Annotated in this window: 15 protein-coding genes and 1 tRNA gene; 3 read left to right on the forward strand and 13 right to left on the reverse strand. The window is 49.4% G+C overall.

Annotated elements, in window-relative coordinates; translation table 11 throughout:
* Positions 1 to 332 precede the first annotated feature (332 nt).
* A complete protein-coding gene (gene asd / locus BGK46_RS13465; RefSeq protein ID WP_069590083.1) occupies positions 333 to 1454 on the forward strand; it encodes an aspartate-semialdehyde dehydrogenase in 1122 nt (373 codons plus the stop codon).
* A 166-nt stretch (positions 1455 to 1620) separates the two neighbouring features.
* On the opposite strand, the gene sodB is transcribed toward asd, so the two are convergent.
* Positions 1621 to 2205 (reverse strand): superoxide dismutase [Fe], encoded by a 585-nt coding sequence (sodB, locus tag BGK46_RS13470; RefSeq protein WP_069590049.1) that lies wholly within the window; start codon positions 2203 to 2205, stop codon positions 1621 to 1623.
* 283 nt (positions 2206 to 2488) lie between these two features.
* Between sodB and BGK46_RS13475 the strand changes: the two genes are divergently transcribed.
* The gene (locus BGK46_RS13475) at positions 2489 to 2827 is read left to right on the forward strand and encodes a Grx4 family monothiol glutaredoxin (protein ID WP_069590051.1); all 339 of its coding nucleotides are present in this window, start codon (positions 2489 to 2491) and stop codon (positions 2825 to 2827) included.
* An 84-nt stretch (positions 2828 to 2911) separates the two neighbouring features.
* On the opposite strand, the gene BGK46_RS13480 is transcribed toward BGK46_RS13475, so the two are convergent.
* The 3 genes from BGK46_RS13480 to rnt form a co-directional block, all read right to left on the reverse strand.
* Positions 2912 to 4234: a Na+/H+ antiporter family protein gene (locus tag BGK46_RS13480; protein ID WP_069590053.1), complete on the reverse strand. Its 1323-nt coding sequence runs from the start codon at positions 4232 to 4234 to the stop codon at positions 2912 to 2914.
* A gap of 313 nt (positions 4235 to 4547) precedes the next feature.
* Complete coding sequence (locus BGK46_RS13485; protein ID WP_069590055.1) at positions 4548 to 5855, reverse strand: porin; 1308 nt, start codon at positions 5853 to 5855, stop codon at positions 4548 to 4550.
* A 481-nt stretch (positions 5856 to 6336) separates the two neighbouring features.
* On the reverse strand, positions 6337 to 7014 hold the full coding sequence (rnt, locus tag BGK46_RS13490; RefSeq protein ID WP_069590057.1) for a ribonuclease T: 678 nt from the start codon (positions 7012 to 7014) through the stop codon (positions 6337 to 6339).
* A gap of 150 nt (positions 7015 to 7164) precedes the next feature.
* On the opposite strand from rnt, the gene motY reads away from it, so the two are divergent.
* Entirely contained in the window at positions 7165 to 8049 is an 885-nt protein-coding gene (motY, locus tag BGK46_RS13495; RefSeq protein WP_069590059.1) for a flagellar protein MotY, read from the forward strand.
* Positions 8050 to 8135: 86 nt separating this feature from the next.
* Here motY and gloA read toward each other — a convergent pair whose 3' ends face one another.
* The 9 genes from gloA to BGK46_RS13540 form a co-directional block, all read right to left on the reverse strand.
* Positions 8136 to 8552, reverse strand: a complete 417-nt coding sequence (gene gloA, locus BGK46_RS13500; RefSeq protein ID WP_069590061.1) for a lactoylglutathione lyase — start codon at positions 8550 to 8552, stop codon at positions 8136 to 8138.
* 44 nt (positions 8553 to 8596) lie between these two features.
* The gene (nth, locus tag BGK46_RS13505; protein ID WP_069590063.1) at positions 8597 to 9238 is read right to left on the reverse strand and encodes an endonuclease III; all 642 of its coding nucleotides are present in this window, start codon (positions 9236 to 9238) and stop codon (positions 8597 to 8599) included.
* Positions 9239 to 9250: 12 nt separating this feature from the next.
* On the reverse strand, positions 9251 to 9952 hold the full coding sequence (locus BGK46_RS13510; protein WP_084781473.1) for an electron transport complex subunit E: 702 nt from the start codon (positions 9950 to 9952) through the stop codon (positions 9251 to 9253).
* Entirely contained in the window at positions 9949 to 10584 is a 636-nt protein-coding gene (gene rsxG / locus BGK46_RS13515) for an electron transport complex subunit RsxG (protein ID WP_069590067.1), read from the reverse strand. Before rsxG ends, BGK46_RS13510 begins: the two co-directional genes overlap by 4 nt.
* The gene (gene rsxD / locus BGK46_RS13520; RefSeq protein ID WP_069590069.1) at positions 10581 to 11660 is read right to left on the reverse strand and encodes an electron transport complex subunit RsxD; all 1080 of its coding nucleotides are present in this window, start codon (positions 11658 to 11660) and stop codon (positions 10581 to 10583) included. The genes rsxG and rsxD overlap by 4 nt, the downstream gene beginning before the upstream one ends.
* Before the next feature lie 5 nt (positions 11661 to 11665).
* Positions 11666 to 13735 carry an electron transport complex subunit RsxC gene (gene rsxC / locus BGK46_RS13525; protein ID WP_069590070.1) on the reverse strand — a complete coding sequence of 690 codons (2070 nt, stop codon included), beginning with the start codon at positions 13733 to 13735 and terminating at the stop codon, positions 11666 to 11668.
* Entirely contained in the window at positions 13735 to 14310 is a 576-nt protein-coding gene (rsxB, locus tag BGK46_RS13530) for an electron transport complex subunit RsxB (protein ID WP_069590072.1), read from the reverse strand. The genes rsxC and rsxB overlap by 1 nt, the downstream gene beginning before the upstream one ends.
* A complete protein-coding gene (rsxA, locus tag BGK46_RS13535) occupies positions 14307 to 14891 on the reverse strand; it encodes an electron transport complex subunit RsxA (protein WP_069590073.1) in 585 nt (194 codons plus the stop codon). Before rsxA ends, rsxB begins: the two co-directional genes overlap by 4 nt.
* A gap of 488 nt (positions 14892 to 15379) precedes the next feature.
* A tRNA-Asn gene (locus BGK46_RS13540) sits at positions 15380 to 15455 on the reverse strand.
* Positions 15456 to 15681 lie beyond the last annotated feature (226 nt).

Consider the following 15681-nt stretch of genomic DNA (forward strand, 5'->3'; position numbering starts at 1 on the left):
AAACATTTTTGCCAGTAATGTGAGTCTTCCGCGAATTAGGTTGCGATTACCGTATTCAGGTTAAACCTAGGGAAAGAGTTAGTTTTAAATTGATTAAAATTCAGTTTTCATTTTGTTGCTGACTGTGTGTTTTTTCGTCGCGCATACGTTAAATGTCTTCATACACGTCTGTCTGGATTCCTTTGGTTTGATGAGGAATTGAACAGTTAACGACCTTGACCTGACTATCGTAAATCGACGTGTTAGTATCAAAAGCGTTTTTTCACTGACCGAACCGTGCTTATCTGGTTAAGCGTTTGGTTCAGTCACACAACATGGAGTGTGAAATTATGATGCGAGTAGGTTTAATTGGCTGGCGTGGCATGGTGGGATCTGTGCTGATGCAGCGTATGGTAGAAGAAAAAGACTTTGACCATATTGAGCCTGTCTTCTTCAGCACCTCACAAGTTGGCATCGCGGCCCCGAATTTCGGCAAAGATGCGGGCATGCTTAAAGATGCTTACGACATTGAGGCCCTCAAAACCCTAGATGCTATTATCACCTGCCAAGGCGGGGATTACACCAACGCGGTTTATCCTAAGTTGCGTCAAGCTGGCTGGAAAGGCTACTGGATTGATGCAGCCTCATCATTGCGAATGGCAGATGATAGTATCATCACCTTGGATCCGATTAACTTTAAACAGATTCAAGCGGGGATCCACGGCGGTACACGCACCTTTGTGGGCGGTAACTGCACCGTTAGCTTGATGCTAATGGGCCTAGGCGGTCTTTACCAATCAGGTTTAGTCGAGTGGATGACGGCACAAACCTATCAAGCCGCGTCTGGCTCTGGCGCGAAGCATATGCGCGAGCTGATCAGTCAAATGGGTGTGATTAATGATGCGGTTAACACCGATCTTGCCAGTCCCGCGACCTCGATTCTCGACATCGACCGTAAAGTCGCCCAGACCCTTCGCTCCGATGATTTCCCTGCCGATAACTTTGGCGTGCCACTAGCGGGCTCACTGATCCCTTGGATTGATGTGAAACGTGATAATGGTCAGAGTAAGGAAGAGTGGAAAGCGACTGTTGAAACCAACAAAATCTTAGGTCTACAAGACAATCCAATCCCTATCGATGGCACTTGCGTACGTATTGGTGCAATGCGTTGTCACAGCCAGGCCTTAACGGTGAAGCTTAAAAAAGCGGTACCAATGGATGAAATCGAAGAGATGATTGGTTCGCACAATGATTGGGTGAAAGTAGTACCTAATGAACGTGAAGTGACCATGACTGACTTGAGCCCAGCGAAGGTGACAGGCACGTTATCGATCCCGGTAGGCCGCCTACGTAAACTGGCAATGGGTGATGATTTCCTCAACGCCTTTACCGTGGGTGACCAACTGCTTTGGGGGGCGGCTGAGCCACTGCGTCGCTCGCTACGCATTATCTTAGCGGAAACCGCGCAAGATTAATGAGGACTATTTCGCCAAACCAAGCCGCCTATTTGGGCGGCTTTTTATTGCCCATCATTTAGTGGTCGTCGCCGGTGAGCTTTAGCCATTGTGTAATGATGAACATGAACCACAAAAAAGGAGGCGATAATCGCCTCCTTTTGACTGGGTATGTGACGTTACGTCATTAAGCGGCGAAGTTTTTCGCGACAAATTCCCAGTTGATCAGTTTCCAGAACGCAGCCATGTAGTCTGGACGTACGTTACGGTAATCGATGTAGTAAGCGTGTTCCCAAACATCAACAGTCATCAGTGGCGTTTCACCGTCGTGAGTCACTGGTGTTTCAGCATTTGAGGTGTTCACGATTGCCACAGAACCGTCCGCTTTTTTGACCAGCCAAGTCCAGCCAGAGCCAAAGTTGTTCACTGCTGAGGTAGTGAACTGAGTTTTGAACTCTTCGAAAGAGCCAAACGCTTTGTTGATTGCGTCTGCTAGCTCACCAGTTGGCTCGCCACCGCCGTTCGGGCTTAGGCAATGCCAATAGAAGGTGTGGTTCCACACTTGAGCTGCGTTGTTGAAGACACCGCCTGAAGAGGTTTTGATGATGTCTTCAAGTGATTTACCTTCGAATTCAGTCCCTTCGATCAGACCATTCAGCTTAACCACGTACGTGTTGTGGTGTTTGCCATAGTGATACTCGAGGGTTTCTTTTGAAATGTGTGGCTCTAGCGCGTCTTTCGCGTAAGGCAGTTCAGGTAGTTGGAATGACATTGCTTATATCTCCGTTTTTATATGGGGAGTGCTTCCTGTAGTCCGACACCGACATTATCTAAAGAGGGAATGTTCTCAGCTGATACCACTGTAAAACATTACCTCATGGCGGTGTGGCTACTCTTTTTCGTTTTGCTCCGCCTAGTTTAGCAAGTTTTTACTTTATTAAAAGGATGGCGGCAAAATTTTTGTTGCTAATCCCACAATGGATTTAGGCATTTTTTTCCAATCGGTTAGCAAGTAGAATCAAGGGTAAGACTCAAAGACAGTGTTCGAGGAAGCAATGGAAACGATTGATAAGATTAAGCAGCAAATCGAAGAAAATGCGATTCTGCTGTATATGAAAGGCTCTCCTAAGCTGCCAAGTTGTGGTTTTTCATCACAAGCATCACAAGCGCTGATGGCATGTGGTGAAAAGTTTGCTTATGTAGACGTACTCCAAAACCCAGATATCCGCGCTGAACTACCCGTTTATGCCCAGTGGCCAACCTTTCCACAGCTGTGGGTTGAGGGTGAATTAGTCGGCGGTTGTGACATTATTTTGGAAATGTTCCAAAAGGGTGAGTTACAGCCACTCGTCAAAGAAGCGGCAGAGCGTCGTGACGCGAGCGAAAATGAGTGATTGAGAAGACACTCATTCGCTGAAGCATGCAAAAAGCCACGTTGAGAAACGTGGCTTTTTTATCGCTGACAGAGGCCTTTGCGATTACAGCACCATCGCCGCTAACCAGCCAAAGGCAATCAGAGGTAGGTTATAGTGGATAAAGGTAGGAACCACTGTATCCCAAATATGCTCGTGCTGTCCGTCGGCATTGAGCCCTGATGTTGGACCTAACGTCGAGTCGGATGCCGGGGAACCCGCATCACCAAGCGCGGCAGCCGTGCCGACCAATGCGATAGTCGCCATTGGCGAGAAACCAAACGCCAAAGACAATGGCACATAGATGGTCGCGATAATCGGAATGGTCGAGAACGATGAGCCAATGCCCATGGTCACCAACAAGCCAACGACCAACATCAGAAACGCGGCTAGCGGCTTGTTGTCGCCAATTGAGCCAGATAAGGAGCTGACGAGCGATTCAACCCCGCCGGTGGCCTTCATCACTGCCGCAAATCCCGCTGCCGTAATCATGATAAAGCCGATCATGGCCATCATATGGACCCCTTTGGTGAACACATCTTGGGTGTCTTTCCAGCGGATCACGCCGCCAAAGGTGAATACCATAAAGCCGGCTAATGAGCCCACAATCATTGAGCCCGCCATCAACTGAACGCTTAGAGCGGCGACAATTGCGACGCCAGCGACCCAAAGATTTCGTGACTCAACCTGATTGTTTTCAGGTTCGGCATCGAGAATTGCGCCTTCCTGATACTGCCGTGGCTTGCGATAGCTAATAAAAGTGGCGATCAGTAAGCCCACGACCATGCCAGCGGCGGGAAGCAACATTGCAGTTGGTACTTGAGCAGCAACCACATCGAGGCCATTTTCATTCAGGTTTTTGAGCAAAATGTTGTTCAAAAAGATGCCACCAAAGCCAACGGGTAATACCATATACGGCATAATTAAACCGAAGGTCAGCACACAAGCCACCAAGCGGCGATCGAGCTTTAAGCGTTGGAACACATGCAGTAACGGTGGGATCACAATAGGAATAAATGCAATGTGTACGGGGATCGCGTTCTGAGACGAAATGGCGAGTAAGCCGAGTAAAATTAAGACAAGATACTTGAATGTGGTTGTCGCAGCGTCGGTTGGGCGTGCATTGAGTTTACGGATCACCGCATGGGCGAGCACATCTGTTATCCCTGAGCGGCTAATCGCCACGGCAAATGTGCCAAGCATGGCATAACTTAGAGCAATAGTGGCGCCGCCACCTAGTCCACCTTCAAAGGCGCTGATGGTGTCTGACAAGCTCAAGCCGCCAACCAATCCACCTAAGACGGCGCTAAATGTCAACGCAACCACGACATTGACGCGCATTAGCGCCAGTGCCAGCATGACACAGACCGAAATAACTACCGGGTTCATGAAAACTTTCCTGTTATGGGCATTGTGACTGCAGCTATGCTGCGGGGTCTATCTATGGTTTTGTAATTAAGCCACCCAGTTTGCGCAAAAATTTGTCTGTGTCGAGGGGGAATCGACTTTTTTTGTTATTTTATTTCATCAAAAAAAGTGAAGGTCGCTAAAGCGCTAAAAAATTGGCTTGCCAGTTTACTTGATTGTCTACCTATGCGGCAGGTTGATTGATGAAGCAGAAAAGGTTTTTATTACTTCGACATGAACAAAAAAACGGCCAACATAAAGCTGGCCGTTTGATACGAGTATTTACTGATTGAGGTTAGAACAAGTAGTTCAACTGTAACCCGTAGATATACGCGTCACCACCGGCTGAGAAAGCAAAGCCATCTTCGCTCCCGTCTACTTGGTCACCATCCAAGTATGCAAAACCTGCATCGATAGAGAGATTATCGTTTGCGGTGTACGTCGTGCCCAGACTCCACCAGTGGCGATCAGAATCAGGGATACTCAGCGTGCGATCCTCTGCACTGACAGGGCTCTCATCATAAGCATAACCCGCACGGAACGCCCAATGTTTATCCATGGTATAGGTAGCACCCAGCGCATAGCGCCAGCTATTATCCCAGTTTTCATCTTTCTGTAAGCACTGCCCAGCGGTACCATCATTACAGTTGGACGCGGAGCTGGTTGCTTTTAGTTCCTGGAAGCTATCCCAGCCGATATACATGGCACTATAATGAAGAGCAATCTGTTGATTTAACTGATGGAAGCCTGAAAACTCAATGATCTCGGGAAGGTTGAGTTCAAGCTCCCCTGATACTGATTGCCCAGGCTTGCCCACAGAAGCGGTAGCTAGCCCTTCATAGTTCCCCTCAAGGGTAATATCAGACTGTGAACGATAAGAAAGTCCGAAACGATTATCTTCGTTAACTTCCCATAAAGCGCCGAGGTTCCAGCCAAACCCCCAGCCATCACCTTTAAGATGCGCGATGCGATCTGTTGCTGACGAGGTCCCAGGCAATGATGGGGTTCCTGCCCCAGCACCAGCAAATCGATTTAATTCTGCATCCGCATAAATTGCACTGATACCGGCACCGATACTCCATCGTTCGTTTAGTTTATATGCGATGTTAGGGTTAAAGTTCATCGTGACGAGTGCTGTATCCCCTGCACCGACGCCAGCTGCAAAATCTTTTGGATATTCAGTAGATAGACCAAAATTAGAAAAAGCGGAAAAGCCGACGACAAATTTTTCATCGATAGGATGGATTAAATGGAAGCTTGGCACGTACTCCGTCGGCGCAATATCTTTCGCTTCTGTGGACATTCCTAGAGCTTCTAGAGTCGCTTTTGGTACTGCACCATTATTAGCGCTTTGCACATCCGCATGCACATCTGGGTCAATGATACTTAGACCACCTGAAAACGCGGTGGTATTGAAGCGGGTTAGGGCGGCAGCATTTCGTGCGCCGACTGCCGCATTATCCGCAATCGCGGCTTCACCGGCAAAGGCTCGCCCCAAACCGGATACCGAGGTTTCTGACACTTGGAAGCCGGCACTGTGAGCTTGCACGGCTAGCAAAGATAAACTGGTTGCCACTAGCGATTTTTTAAATAGTGATGACATAGCGCGCCTCACTCCTTGATTAATTTAGCTTCTTGTCCTTTGGGGCCGCCCCCTTCCGCGCCCATGTTCTCTGAGCTACAAAAGTGGTCGGATGTTATTCACGACTAATAGTGGCACCGATTTGCTATTTGTTAAAGGGAGGTTTCAAAAGGGAAAACTAAGTGATATGCGAGAATTGTTAGCATGTGTTTGTATTAGACGTTTTAAGTAAAAACTCTACTCAGTGATTTAGTGAAATCTTTATTGATTTTACGCCTTTTTTCTAGCTGTGCTTTGTTGCGCATGCTTTGTGTGCCTGTTTAAGTTCTCTCTGTGGAAGTGTTTAGGTAAGGTGATAATTAGATCGCAAAAATGTGACGCCAAACATATTGTTAACAAACTGAGTAGGGCGTATTTAAGGCTTAAGAGCGCAGAGTCGAGGGAAGGTGTCTGAGTGAAAAAAGCGACCCGATTGGGTCGCGTCATGCATGGATTAATAATCTTATGTCTCCGATGTGGTCGATGCGTCGCTGTTCTCGGGCGTGATGGCAAGTGGCCAGCCGCCTAGGCGTTTCCAGCGATTAACTATCTCACAGAAGAGCTCTGCGGTGCGTTCAGTATCATAAAGGGCGCTATGTGCTTCTTTATTGTCGAATGCAATCTCAGCGGCTTGGCAGGCTTTTGCTAATACGGTTTGCCCGAGCGCAAGCCCACTGAGAGCTGCCGTATCAAATGTCGCAAAAGGATGGAAAGGGTTGCGCTTTAATTGCGCGCGTTCAGCGGCGGCCATGACGAAGCTGTGATCAAAGTTTGCATTGTGGGCGACCATGATCGCGCGCTGGCACTCTGCCGCCTTTTGCTCTTTGCGGATCAGCTTAAAAATCTCGCGCAGAGCTTCTCCTTCATCAACCGCGCCACGCAGTGGGCTAAATGGATCACGAATACCGGTAAATTCGAGCGCCGCAGGCTCAAGGTTTGCGCCTTCAAATGGCGTGACATGAAAGTGAATAGTTTTATCTTTGGTCAGCCAGCCTTGTTCATCCATTTTTAGGGTGACGGCGCAGATTTCTAACAAAGCATCGGTTTTTGCGTTAAATCCTGCGGTTTCTACGTCCACAACAACAGGAAAATAGCCGCGGAAACGGGCTTTAAGACTATTTGGATCGAGATCTTGGCTCATGCAGTCGTCACTTTACTGGGAAGAATAAAAGCGTGATTATCGCAAATCGCGGCGTTAAGCTAAAGTCGGCGTGACTCACGTCGATATCTTAAGTTACACACTGCGCTAAAGCGTAAAGAGAGTATGATGCGAAAATCGGTTTTTAGGACAATGAGTCGCCCGTCGGTGCTCGGGATAGTGTTTGCAGTCAGCGGCCTATGGTTGGCGTTGCCCGCGTGGGCGAACAAGCTTTACGTCGCGCCATTAGGGGCGTCTAATTGGACGGTCACGATAGATACGCCGATTGAGTGTCGCTTGGAGCACACCATCCCTCGCTATGGGCAAGCATCATTTACCTCTCGCGCCAGTAAAGAGATGAATTTAGACTTTGAGCTGGATATGCAACGTCCGATGGGAAAAACCGCAGATGTTTCTTTGCTCTCTATGCCCGCAGACTGGATGCCTGGTGAGCCGGCGAAATATATGGATCAACTGAAGTTCTTCAAGCAATTTGATGGTTATGTTGGCGGACAAACGGCGTGGGCGATGCTCAGTCAATTAGAAGATGGGCGCTTCCCTACCTTTAGCTTTCAAGATTGGCAACGACAACAGCAGCGTGTTGATATTGCGCTGTCTGCAGTGGCGTTTGGTGCGCCATATCATGAGTTTAGCCGTTGCTTAAACAGCCTACTGCCATATGCGTTTGAAGATATTTCATTTACGGTGCTGCGGTATCAGGAAAACAGTGATGAACTGACGAAAGCGAGTATGCAGCGCCTGACACAGATCGCAGAGTTTGTTCGTTACAGTGACGATATCGATCTTATCCTTGTGGCAACGTATTCGGACTCTCGCGGGACACGTGCCGCTAACCAACAAATGTCTGAACGGCGAGCCAAAAAGCTACGCGACTATTTTACGTCTCTTGGACTTCCTGAAGATAGGATTACGGTGGAAGCCTATGGGGAGCGACGTCCAATTGCGGATAATGAAGACCCGATTGGGCGAAGTAAGAACCGACGCGTGGTGATTTCTTTGGGACGGACCTTGCTGTAGCCCTGATTGAATGTCAAAAAGCCCAGCATGACTGCTGGGCTTTCGATTTTCACCACGGTCTAAGTCGTGGTAATTAACCGCGTGAGTTAGCCGTTTAGGCCGGCAGACGCGCTTTTGTTCTGGATCAGCTCGAGCTTGTAACCGTCTGGGTCAGTCACAAAGGCAATTTCAGTACTGCCACCTTTTACTGGGCCTGGCTCGCGGGTAATGTTTCCACCAGCCTGACGGATTTGCTCACAGGTCGCGTAGATGTCGTCGACACCAATAGCGATATGACCAAATGCGTTGCCATGATCATAGTCGCTCTCGCCCCAGTTATAAGTGAGCTCAATCACCGCCCCTTCAGATTCATCACTGTAGCCGACAAAAGCCAAGCTATATTTGTATTGCTCGTTTTCATTGGTGCGCAGTAGGCGCATTCCCATCACCTCAGTGTAGAACTTGATGGCACGATCAAGGTCTCCTACACGGATCATGGTATGTAAAATTCTGCCGTTCGACATGACGTTGCTCCTTTTTGCGTTTACCAGTCACTAACCTGTAGCGGTTAGCTTTCGGGGTAGACTTTCTCTTTGTATTCACACAGATCTTCAATGATGCAACTCCCGCAGCGCGGCTTGCGCGCCAGGCAGGTGTAGCGTCCATGCAGAATAAGCCAATGATGAACATCAACTTTGAATTCTTTTGGCACCACCTTGAGCAGCTTTTCTTCTACGTCGTTCACGTTTTTGCCCACAGCAAACTTGGTGCGATTGGAGACGCGGAAAATATGCGTATCGACCGCAATAGTGGGCCAACCGAATGCCGTATTGAGCACCACGTTGGCCGTTTTACGACCGACACCGGGTAGGGCTTCCAAGGCTTCTCTGTTTTCAGGCACTTCGCCTTGGTGCTTTTCGACCAAGATGCGGCAGGTTTTAATCACGTTTTCTGCTTTTGAGTTAAACAGCCCGATGGTCTTGATGTACTGTTTAACGCCTTCAACGCCTAAATCCAGTAATCCCTGTGGTGTATTGGCTACCGGGTAGAGCTTTGCCGTGGCTTTATTCACGCTCACGTCTGTTGCTTGTGCTGAGAGTAACACTGCAATAAGCAACTCAAAAGGGGTTGACCAGTTCAACTCCGTTTGAGGATTAGGGTTATTGTCTCTCAGTCTTTCTAGTATCTCTTGACGCTTTTGTTTGTTCATTGTGCTACTCAGTTACTGATTCCCTGTGATCCGCGCGCGCTCGATAACAGGCTTTTGGTCTTTTTCTGTTTTGCTGGCCAAGTGCTTATCAATAATATTTTTCAGCGCAATGAGAAACCCGACCGCAAGGAAAGCGCCGGGGGGCAAAATGGCGAGCAAAAAGCTGGTGTCAAATTGAAAAATCTCAATCCTGAGCGCAGCTGCCCAGTCCCCAAGCAATAGGTCAGCACCATCAAATAAAGTGCCATTGCCCAAGATTTCGCGGATGGCGCCAAGAATCACGAGAGCAGCGGTCATTCCTGTTCCCATCCAAAAGCCATCACTGATTGATAGTCCTACAGGATTTTTAGAGGCGAAGGCCTCTGCACGACCAATAATGATGCAGTTGGTGACGATTAACGGGATAAAAATCCCTAGCGATTGATAAAGGCCGAAGGCATAGGCATTCATCACCAACTGCACACAGGTTACCAAAGAGGCAATAACCATCACGAAAATCGGGATGCGGACTTCTTTGGGCACCCAATCACGAATGACAGACACAATAAGGTTTGAGCCGACGAGGACCGCGAGGGTGGCCACTCCCAAACCGAGAGCGTTAGTGACGGTTGCTGATACCGCCAACAGCGGGCATAAACCTAACAGTTGCACGAAGGCCGGGTTGTTGCTCCACAAGCCGTTTTTCATCAACTCTTTATGGGCGGCGTTCATCATTGACCTCCACAATTAATCGGCTGATTGATCAGTACATCTTGATTTTGGCTGACATACCAAGCAGCCTTTTTCACCGCTTTAACCACGGCTCGAGGCGTGATTGTCGCACCGGTAAATTGGTCGAATTGTCCGCCATCTTTGCGCACAGCCCAACGATTATCGTTCTCTGCCGTCACTTTTTTACCCGCAAAGCTTTGCACCCAATCTGAAACACGAATATCGACTTTATCACCCAGCCCGGGTGTTTCGTTGTGGGCAAGAACACGCACACCCAGTACATTATGACTGGTGGCGTCCATCCCAATGAGCACGCTAATCGCGCCATTGTAACCATCGGGAGCAATGGCTTGGATGGCCACTGCGGTGACTGTGTCATTTTGGGTGGCAACGTAAAAAGGCTGTGCTTCGTCGGTGCCTAGTGCATCGGCATTTTGAATCAAACGACAGGTCTTGTGTAAGGCGTTGTCGTGCATTGACTCAGGGATCACTTGGTTCAGAGCCTTCGCCAATTGTCTTTGTTGTTGCTCTTGAATCGTGTCTTCGGTGAGCGTATGCGTAATAGCAACTAACGCGGTGGAGAGCAGTGCCGCTATCGCAAGGATCCCACCGTGTTTGCGAATGGTTTCAATCATGATTGTGACTTCTTCTCTGCACGTTTATGGGTGTGGCCATAGGTACGTGGCTTGGTGTAATAATCAATCAAAGGGACGCACAAATTGGCAATAATCACGGCGAAAGCGACACCGTCTGGGTAACCGCCCCAAGTACGAATTAAGAAAACCAATACCCCAATAATACCGCCGAACCACAAACGCCCTTTATCAGTGGTGGAGGCAGAAACAGGATCCGTGGCGATAAAAAACGCCCCGAGCATGGTTGCACCCGATAAGAGGTGAACGAGCGGAGAGGCTAACTGGTCGGGCGCAATCAAATGGCCGAGTAACGCGCAGGCCAGCAAGGTGGATAGCATGGCAACTGGAATATGCCAGTTGATGATGCCGCGTTGAATTAGCACCAATCCGCCCACCAAATATAGGGCATTTACCCATGCCCAACCTTCGCCAGCAATGGCACTGAAAATAGGCTGTTGAAGTGCTTCGCTGACCGTTTTACCCCCAGCGAGTGCTGTTTTAATCGTATCGAGTGGCGTGGCCATAGTGATGCCATCAGCGGTCATGCGTAATTGGTTAACGCTAAAGCCGTCTAAGGTAAAACCACTGAAAATTGCAGATAAAGCATCGCCTAAGGTGAGTGGATTGGCGGCGAGACTCTCTGGCGGAAGCCAAGTGGTCATTTGAACAGGAAATGAGATCAAAAGCACCACATAGCCAACCATGGCAGGGTTGAATAGATTCTGCCCCAAGCCGCCATAAATATGCTTCGCTACAACAATTGAAAACAGCGTACCAATCACGATGACCCACCAAGGCGCGAGCGGTGGAATGGCCACAGCGAGCAGAAATGCGGTGAGTAGCGCACTATTATCACGCAAATAAGCAAGCGGGGAGCGTTGACGAAGTCGCATAACGACCGCTTCAGCTGCCCATGCTGTCGAGATGGCAAGTGCCAACTGAATGATGACTCCCCAACCAAAGAAGTACCACTGGGCCGCCAAACCAGGTAGCGCACACAGAAGGACTGTAAGCATGATTTGACTGGTTGAACGCTTGTTGTGGGCGTGCGGAGAGCTAGCAATAAAAAACGCCACGGCAATTATTCCTTATCTTCACTGGTTTGTTGGGCAGCTTTTCTCGCTTTAGCGCGCGCGACGGCGGCTGCCACAGCTGCTTTCTTATCGTTTTGTTGCTCAGCGGATGGTGTGGGCGCTTGATGGCTTACCTCACTGTCCGTTGATTCTTGCTGTGCCGCTTTTCGGGCTTTAGCGCGGGCGACGGCCGCGGCCACCGCCGCTTTTTTATCATCTGCATCGGTGCTGCCTGATGTTGCAGAAGCTGGTTTCGCAGGCGCATCAGATTGCTCAGCCGCTTTACGCGCTTTAGCTCGGGCGATTGCAGCGGCGACTGCATCTTTCTTTTCGCTGTTTTGATCTGCCTCTACAGGCGTTGCAGCAGCTTTTGCTGCCTTTCGCTCACGAGCTTGCTGCTTGCGTGCCTCTCGCAGCTTTATCATTTCGCTGTTGTCGGGCGTTTCTTGTCCCGCTTTAGCGGCCTCTGCTTGTTTTGCTTTAGCGCGAGCAATGGCTGCTGCAACGGCGGGTTTTACGTCACTGTTTTGCTGGGCGTCTTTTTTCGCTTTAACACGTTCAACAGCGGCTGCGAGTGCATCATTGTTGCCTGCATTCTGCTGAGCGGCTTGCTTACGCCGTTCTGCTGCTTGGCGGTGTCGCTCTTCACGCTCTTGCTTTTCGCGCTCCATACGTGCTTTTTTGGCCTCAAAGCGTTGACGTGCGCGCTCGGCGGCCTCTTTCTCTGCTTCTATTTCACGTATTTCAGCTTTTGCTTGGCGATAGTATTGCACCAAGGGGATTTCGCTTGGGCACACGTATGCACAAGCTCCACACTCGATACAATCGAATAAATCGTAATCTTGGCACTTGTCGTAGTCTTGGTCTTTGGCGTACCACTGCAATTGCTGAGGAAGCAAATTGACAGGGCAGGCGTCAGCACAAGCGCTACAGCGAATACAGGCCATTTCCTGCTGAGCAGGGGCGATTTCACAGCGAGTGGGGACCAATATACAGTTAGTGGTTTTGGTGACGGGAACCTCGTCATGAGGCGCCGTAAAGCCCATCATGGGGCCGCCGATAATCACACGGGGTAATTTTTTATCTTGCTTGTAGCCATGCTGGGCAAGCAAAAACGCAATGGGTGTGCCTAATAATGCCCAGCGGTTTTGCTGTGTTTGTAACGTTTTCCCCGTAAGGGTGACGACACGTTGAATCAAGGGCTCGCCATCAATTACCGCACGCTTAATCGCGTAGGTCGTTCCGATGTTTTGCATTAGCACACCAATACTGGCGGGAAACGCTTTGGCGGGTACTTCCTTACCCGTGATCAGTTTGATCAGTTGCTTTTCACCGCCTGATGGATACTTGGTGGGCACTACTTGAATTAAGATCTCTTGCTCAGCTTGTGCTGCCGCTGCTTTTAATGCTGCGATGGCCTCGGGTTTATTGTCCTCAATGCCAATGACGGCAAGTTTGGGTTTGACAATATGCATGAGGATCTGGGTGCCGGTGATGATTTCGTTGGCACAATCTTGCATCAAACGATCATCTGCCGTGATGTAAGGCTCGCACTCTGCCGCGTTGATAATCAGGATCTCGGTGCGGGCGACGCCACTTTGTAGTTTGCGTGCAGTCGGGAAGCCTGCGCCTCCCATGCCGGCAATGCCCATGGCACGAATATGGTTGATCAGCTGTTCTGGAGCTTGTTCGCGATATTGCCGTAAATGTGGCTTTGATCCCCAAGTATCTTTGCCATCCGGTGCGATAACCACACATTGATCCGATAAGCCCGATGGGTGCGCGATGGTTCTGTCTTCAATCGCGATCACTTTTCCTGACGTTGGGGCGTGGATGGGAACGCATTGCTGCATATCGGTTTCGGTCAGTGGCTGGCCGGCTAAGACCTGATCGCCAACCTTGACCAGCAGTTTACCCTTGCTGCCAATGTGTTGTTTAAGCGGTAGTACCAAGGTTTCTGGCATGGCTACCGGTAAAATGGCGCTGTGATTGGACTGTTTTTTGTTTTCAGGAGGATGAATGCCGCCATGGAAGTTCCAAACTTGGCCGTGTTTGATTTGCTCAATAAGGCTTAACATCAAGCTTGTGCTCCCTGTTTATTTGTTACGTCAACCACAGGAATTTGTTCCAGTTTCCACTTCCAAGTTTCCGGTGTGTCTTGTACCGGAATCATTTCAATACAATCTGTGGGGCAAGGGGCCACACACAGGTCACATCCGGTACAGTCTTGCTCGATAACGGTATGCATCGCTTTTGTACTACCCACGATGGCATCCACTGGGCAGGCTTGGATACACTTGGTACAACCAATACAGTCTTCTTCGTGGATAAAGGCGACTTTTTTGACGCTTTTTTCTTCGTCATGCGCAAGTTCTGTTGCTTCGACACCCATCAAGTCGGCTAAGTTCTCAATGGTTTGTTGGCCGCCGGGCGGGCACTTATTGATATCATCGCCGTTTGCAATGGCCTCGGCATAGGGACGGCAGCCCGGATAGCCACATTGGCCGCATTGGGTTTGGGGTAAAATCGCGTCAATTTGATCCACGATTGGGTCCGCATCCACTTTAAAGCGGATCGACGCAAAACCGAGGATGGCACCAAAGATGGCTGCCAGTGCCGCAATAACCACAACGGCAATAACAATTCCACTCATGACAACTTCACCAATCCTGTAAAGCCCATAAAGGCGAGAGACATTAACCCGGCCGTGATCATTGCCACTGAGGCGCCGCGAAACGGAGCGGGTACGTCAGCGGCCGCAATACGCTCACGCATGGCGGCAAAAAGCACCAGCACCAACGAGAAACCACAAGCTGCACCGAACCCATAGATGATGGATTCGATAAAACTGTGTTGTTGCTTGATATTAAGCAGCGCGACCCCAAGAACGGCGCAGTTCGATGTAATCAAAGGCAGGAACACGCCAAGCAAGCGGTACAGAGTGGGACTAGTTTTGTGCACTACCATTTCGGTAAATTGCACAACGACTGCGATGACCAAGATAAAACTCAGTGTTCGCAGATAACCCAGTTCAAGTGGGACCAGTATATAGGTTTCAACCAAATATGAGCTCACCGAGGCAAGGGTCAGCACAAACGTCGTTGCCAGACCCATACCTATTGCAGTTTCCAGTTTTTTTGAAACGCCCATAAATGGACACAGGCCCAAAAACTCCACCAGTACGAAGTTGTTGACCAATACCGTGCCCACTAAAAGCAACAAATACTCAGCCATGCTGTTTAATCATTTAATGTTTTTGTGATCTGCCTATTATCGGCCTTTGGCGCGGCTATAACAACCGCTGTAAAGCAGGGTTTTTGTGTTGGCTCGTGTAAGGACTACGTAACGGACCACCACAACGCTTACTTGAGGGTAGTGGATGGAACAATAAGACGATCAGTTTTATGGTGGTGCAAAAAAGCGCAGCGGCTTGGAGAGTGATTAAGAAAGACCTGCGACATAATCTGCGCCGCAGATAGGGTAAACACTTATGGACAATATCGATGTGATAAGGAAGGTGGCTCCCCCTGCGGGAGTCAACGGGGACGCCTAGTCCTGCGACATAATCTGCGCAGCAGATAGGGTAAACACTTAGAGACAATATCGATGCGATAAGGAAAGTGGCTCCCCCTGCGGGAGTCAACGGGGACGCCTAGTCCTGCGACATATTCTGCGTAGCAGAAATGATACAGACAATGCGAAACGTATAATTTCTCACAAAGTGGCTCCCCCTGCGGGACTCGAACCTGCGACATACGGATTAACAGTCCGCCGTTCTACCAACTGAACTAAGGGGGAACAGATTTTTTGAAATTGGCTCCTCCGATTGAAGTCATCGGGAACGCCTAGTTGGTGGCGCCTAGCCCAGTGACATATTCCGCATAGCGGAACGGTTAGCTTGCATAACTAAGTCTGTCATCGGACATAAAATTGGCTCCCCCAACTGGACTCAACGGGGGCGCCCAGCCCAGTGACATATTCCGCATGCAGAACGACTAGAACGAACACACCAAATAAGAGCAGT

The sequence above is a fragment of the Salinivibrio sp. SS2 genome, assembly GCF_001722075.1.
GTDB classification, from domain to species: domain Bacteria; phylum Pseudomonadota; class Gammaproteobacteria; order Enterobacterales; family Vibrionaceae; genus Salinivibrio; species Salinivibrio proteolyticus.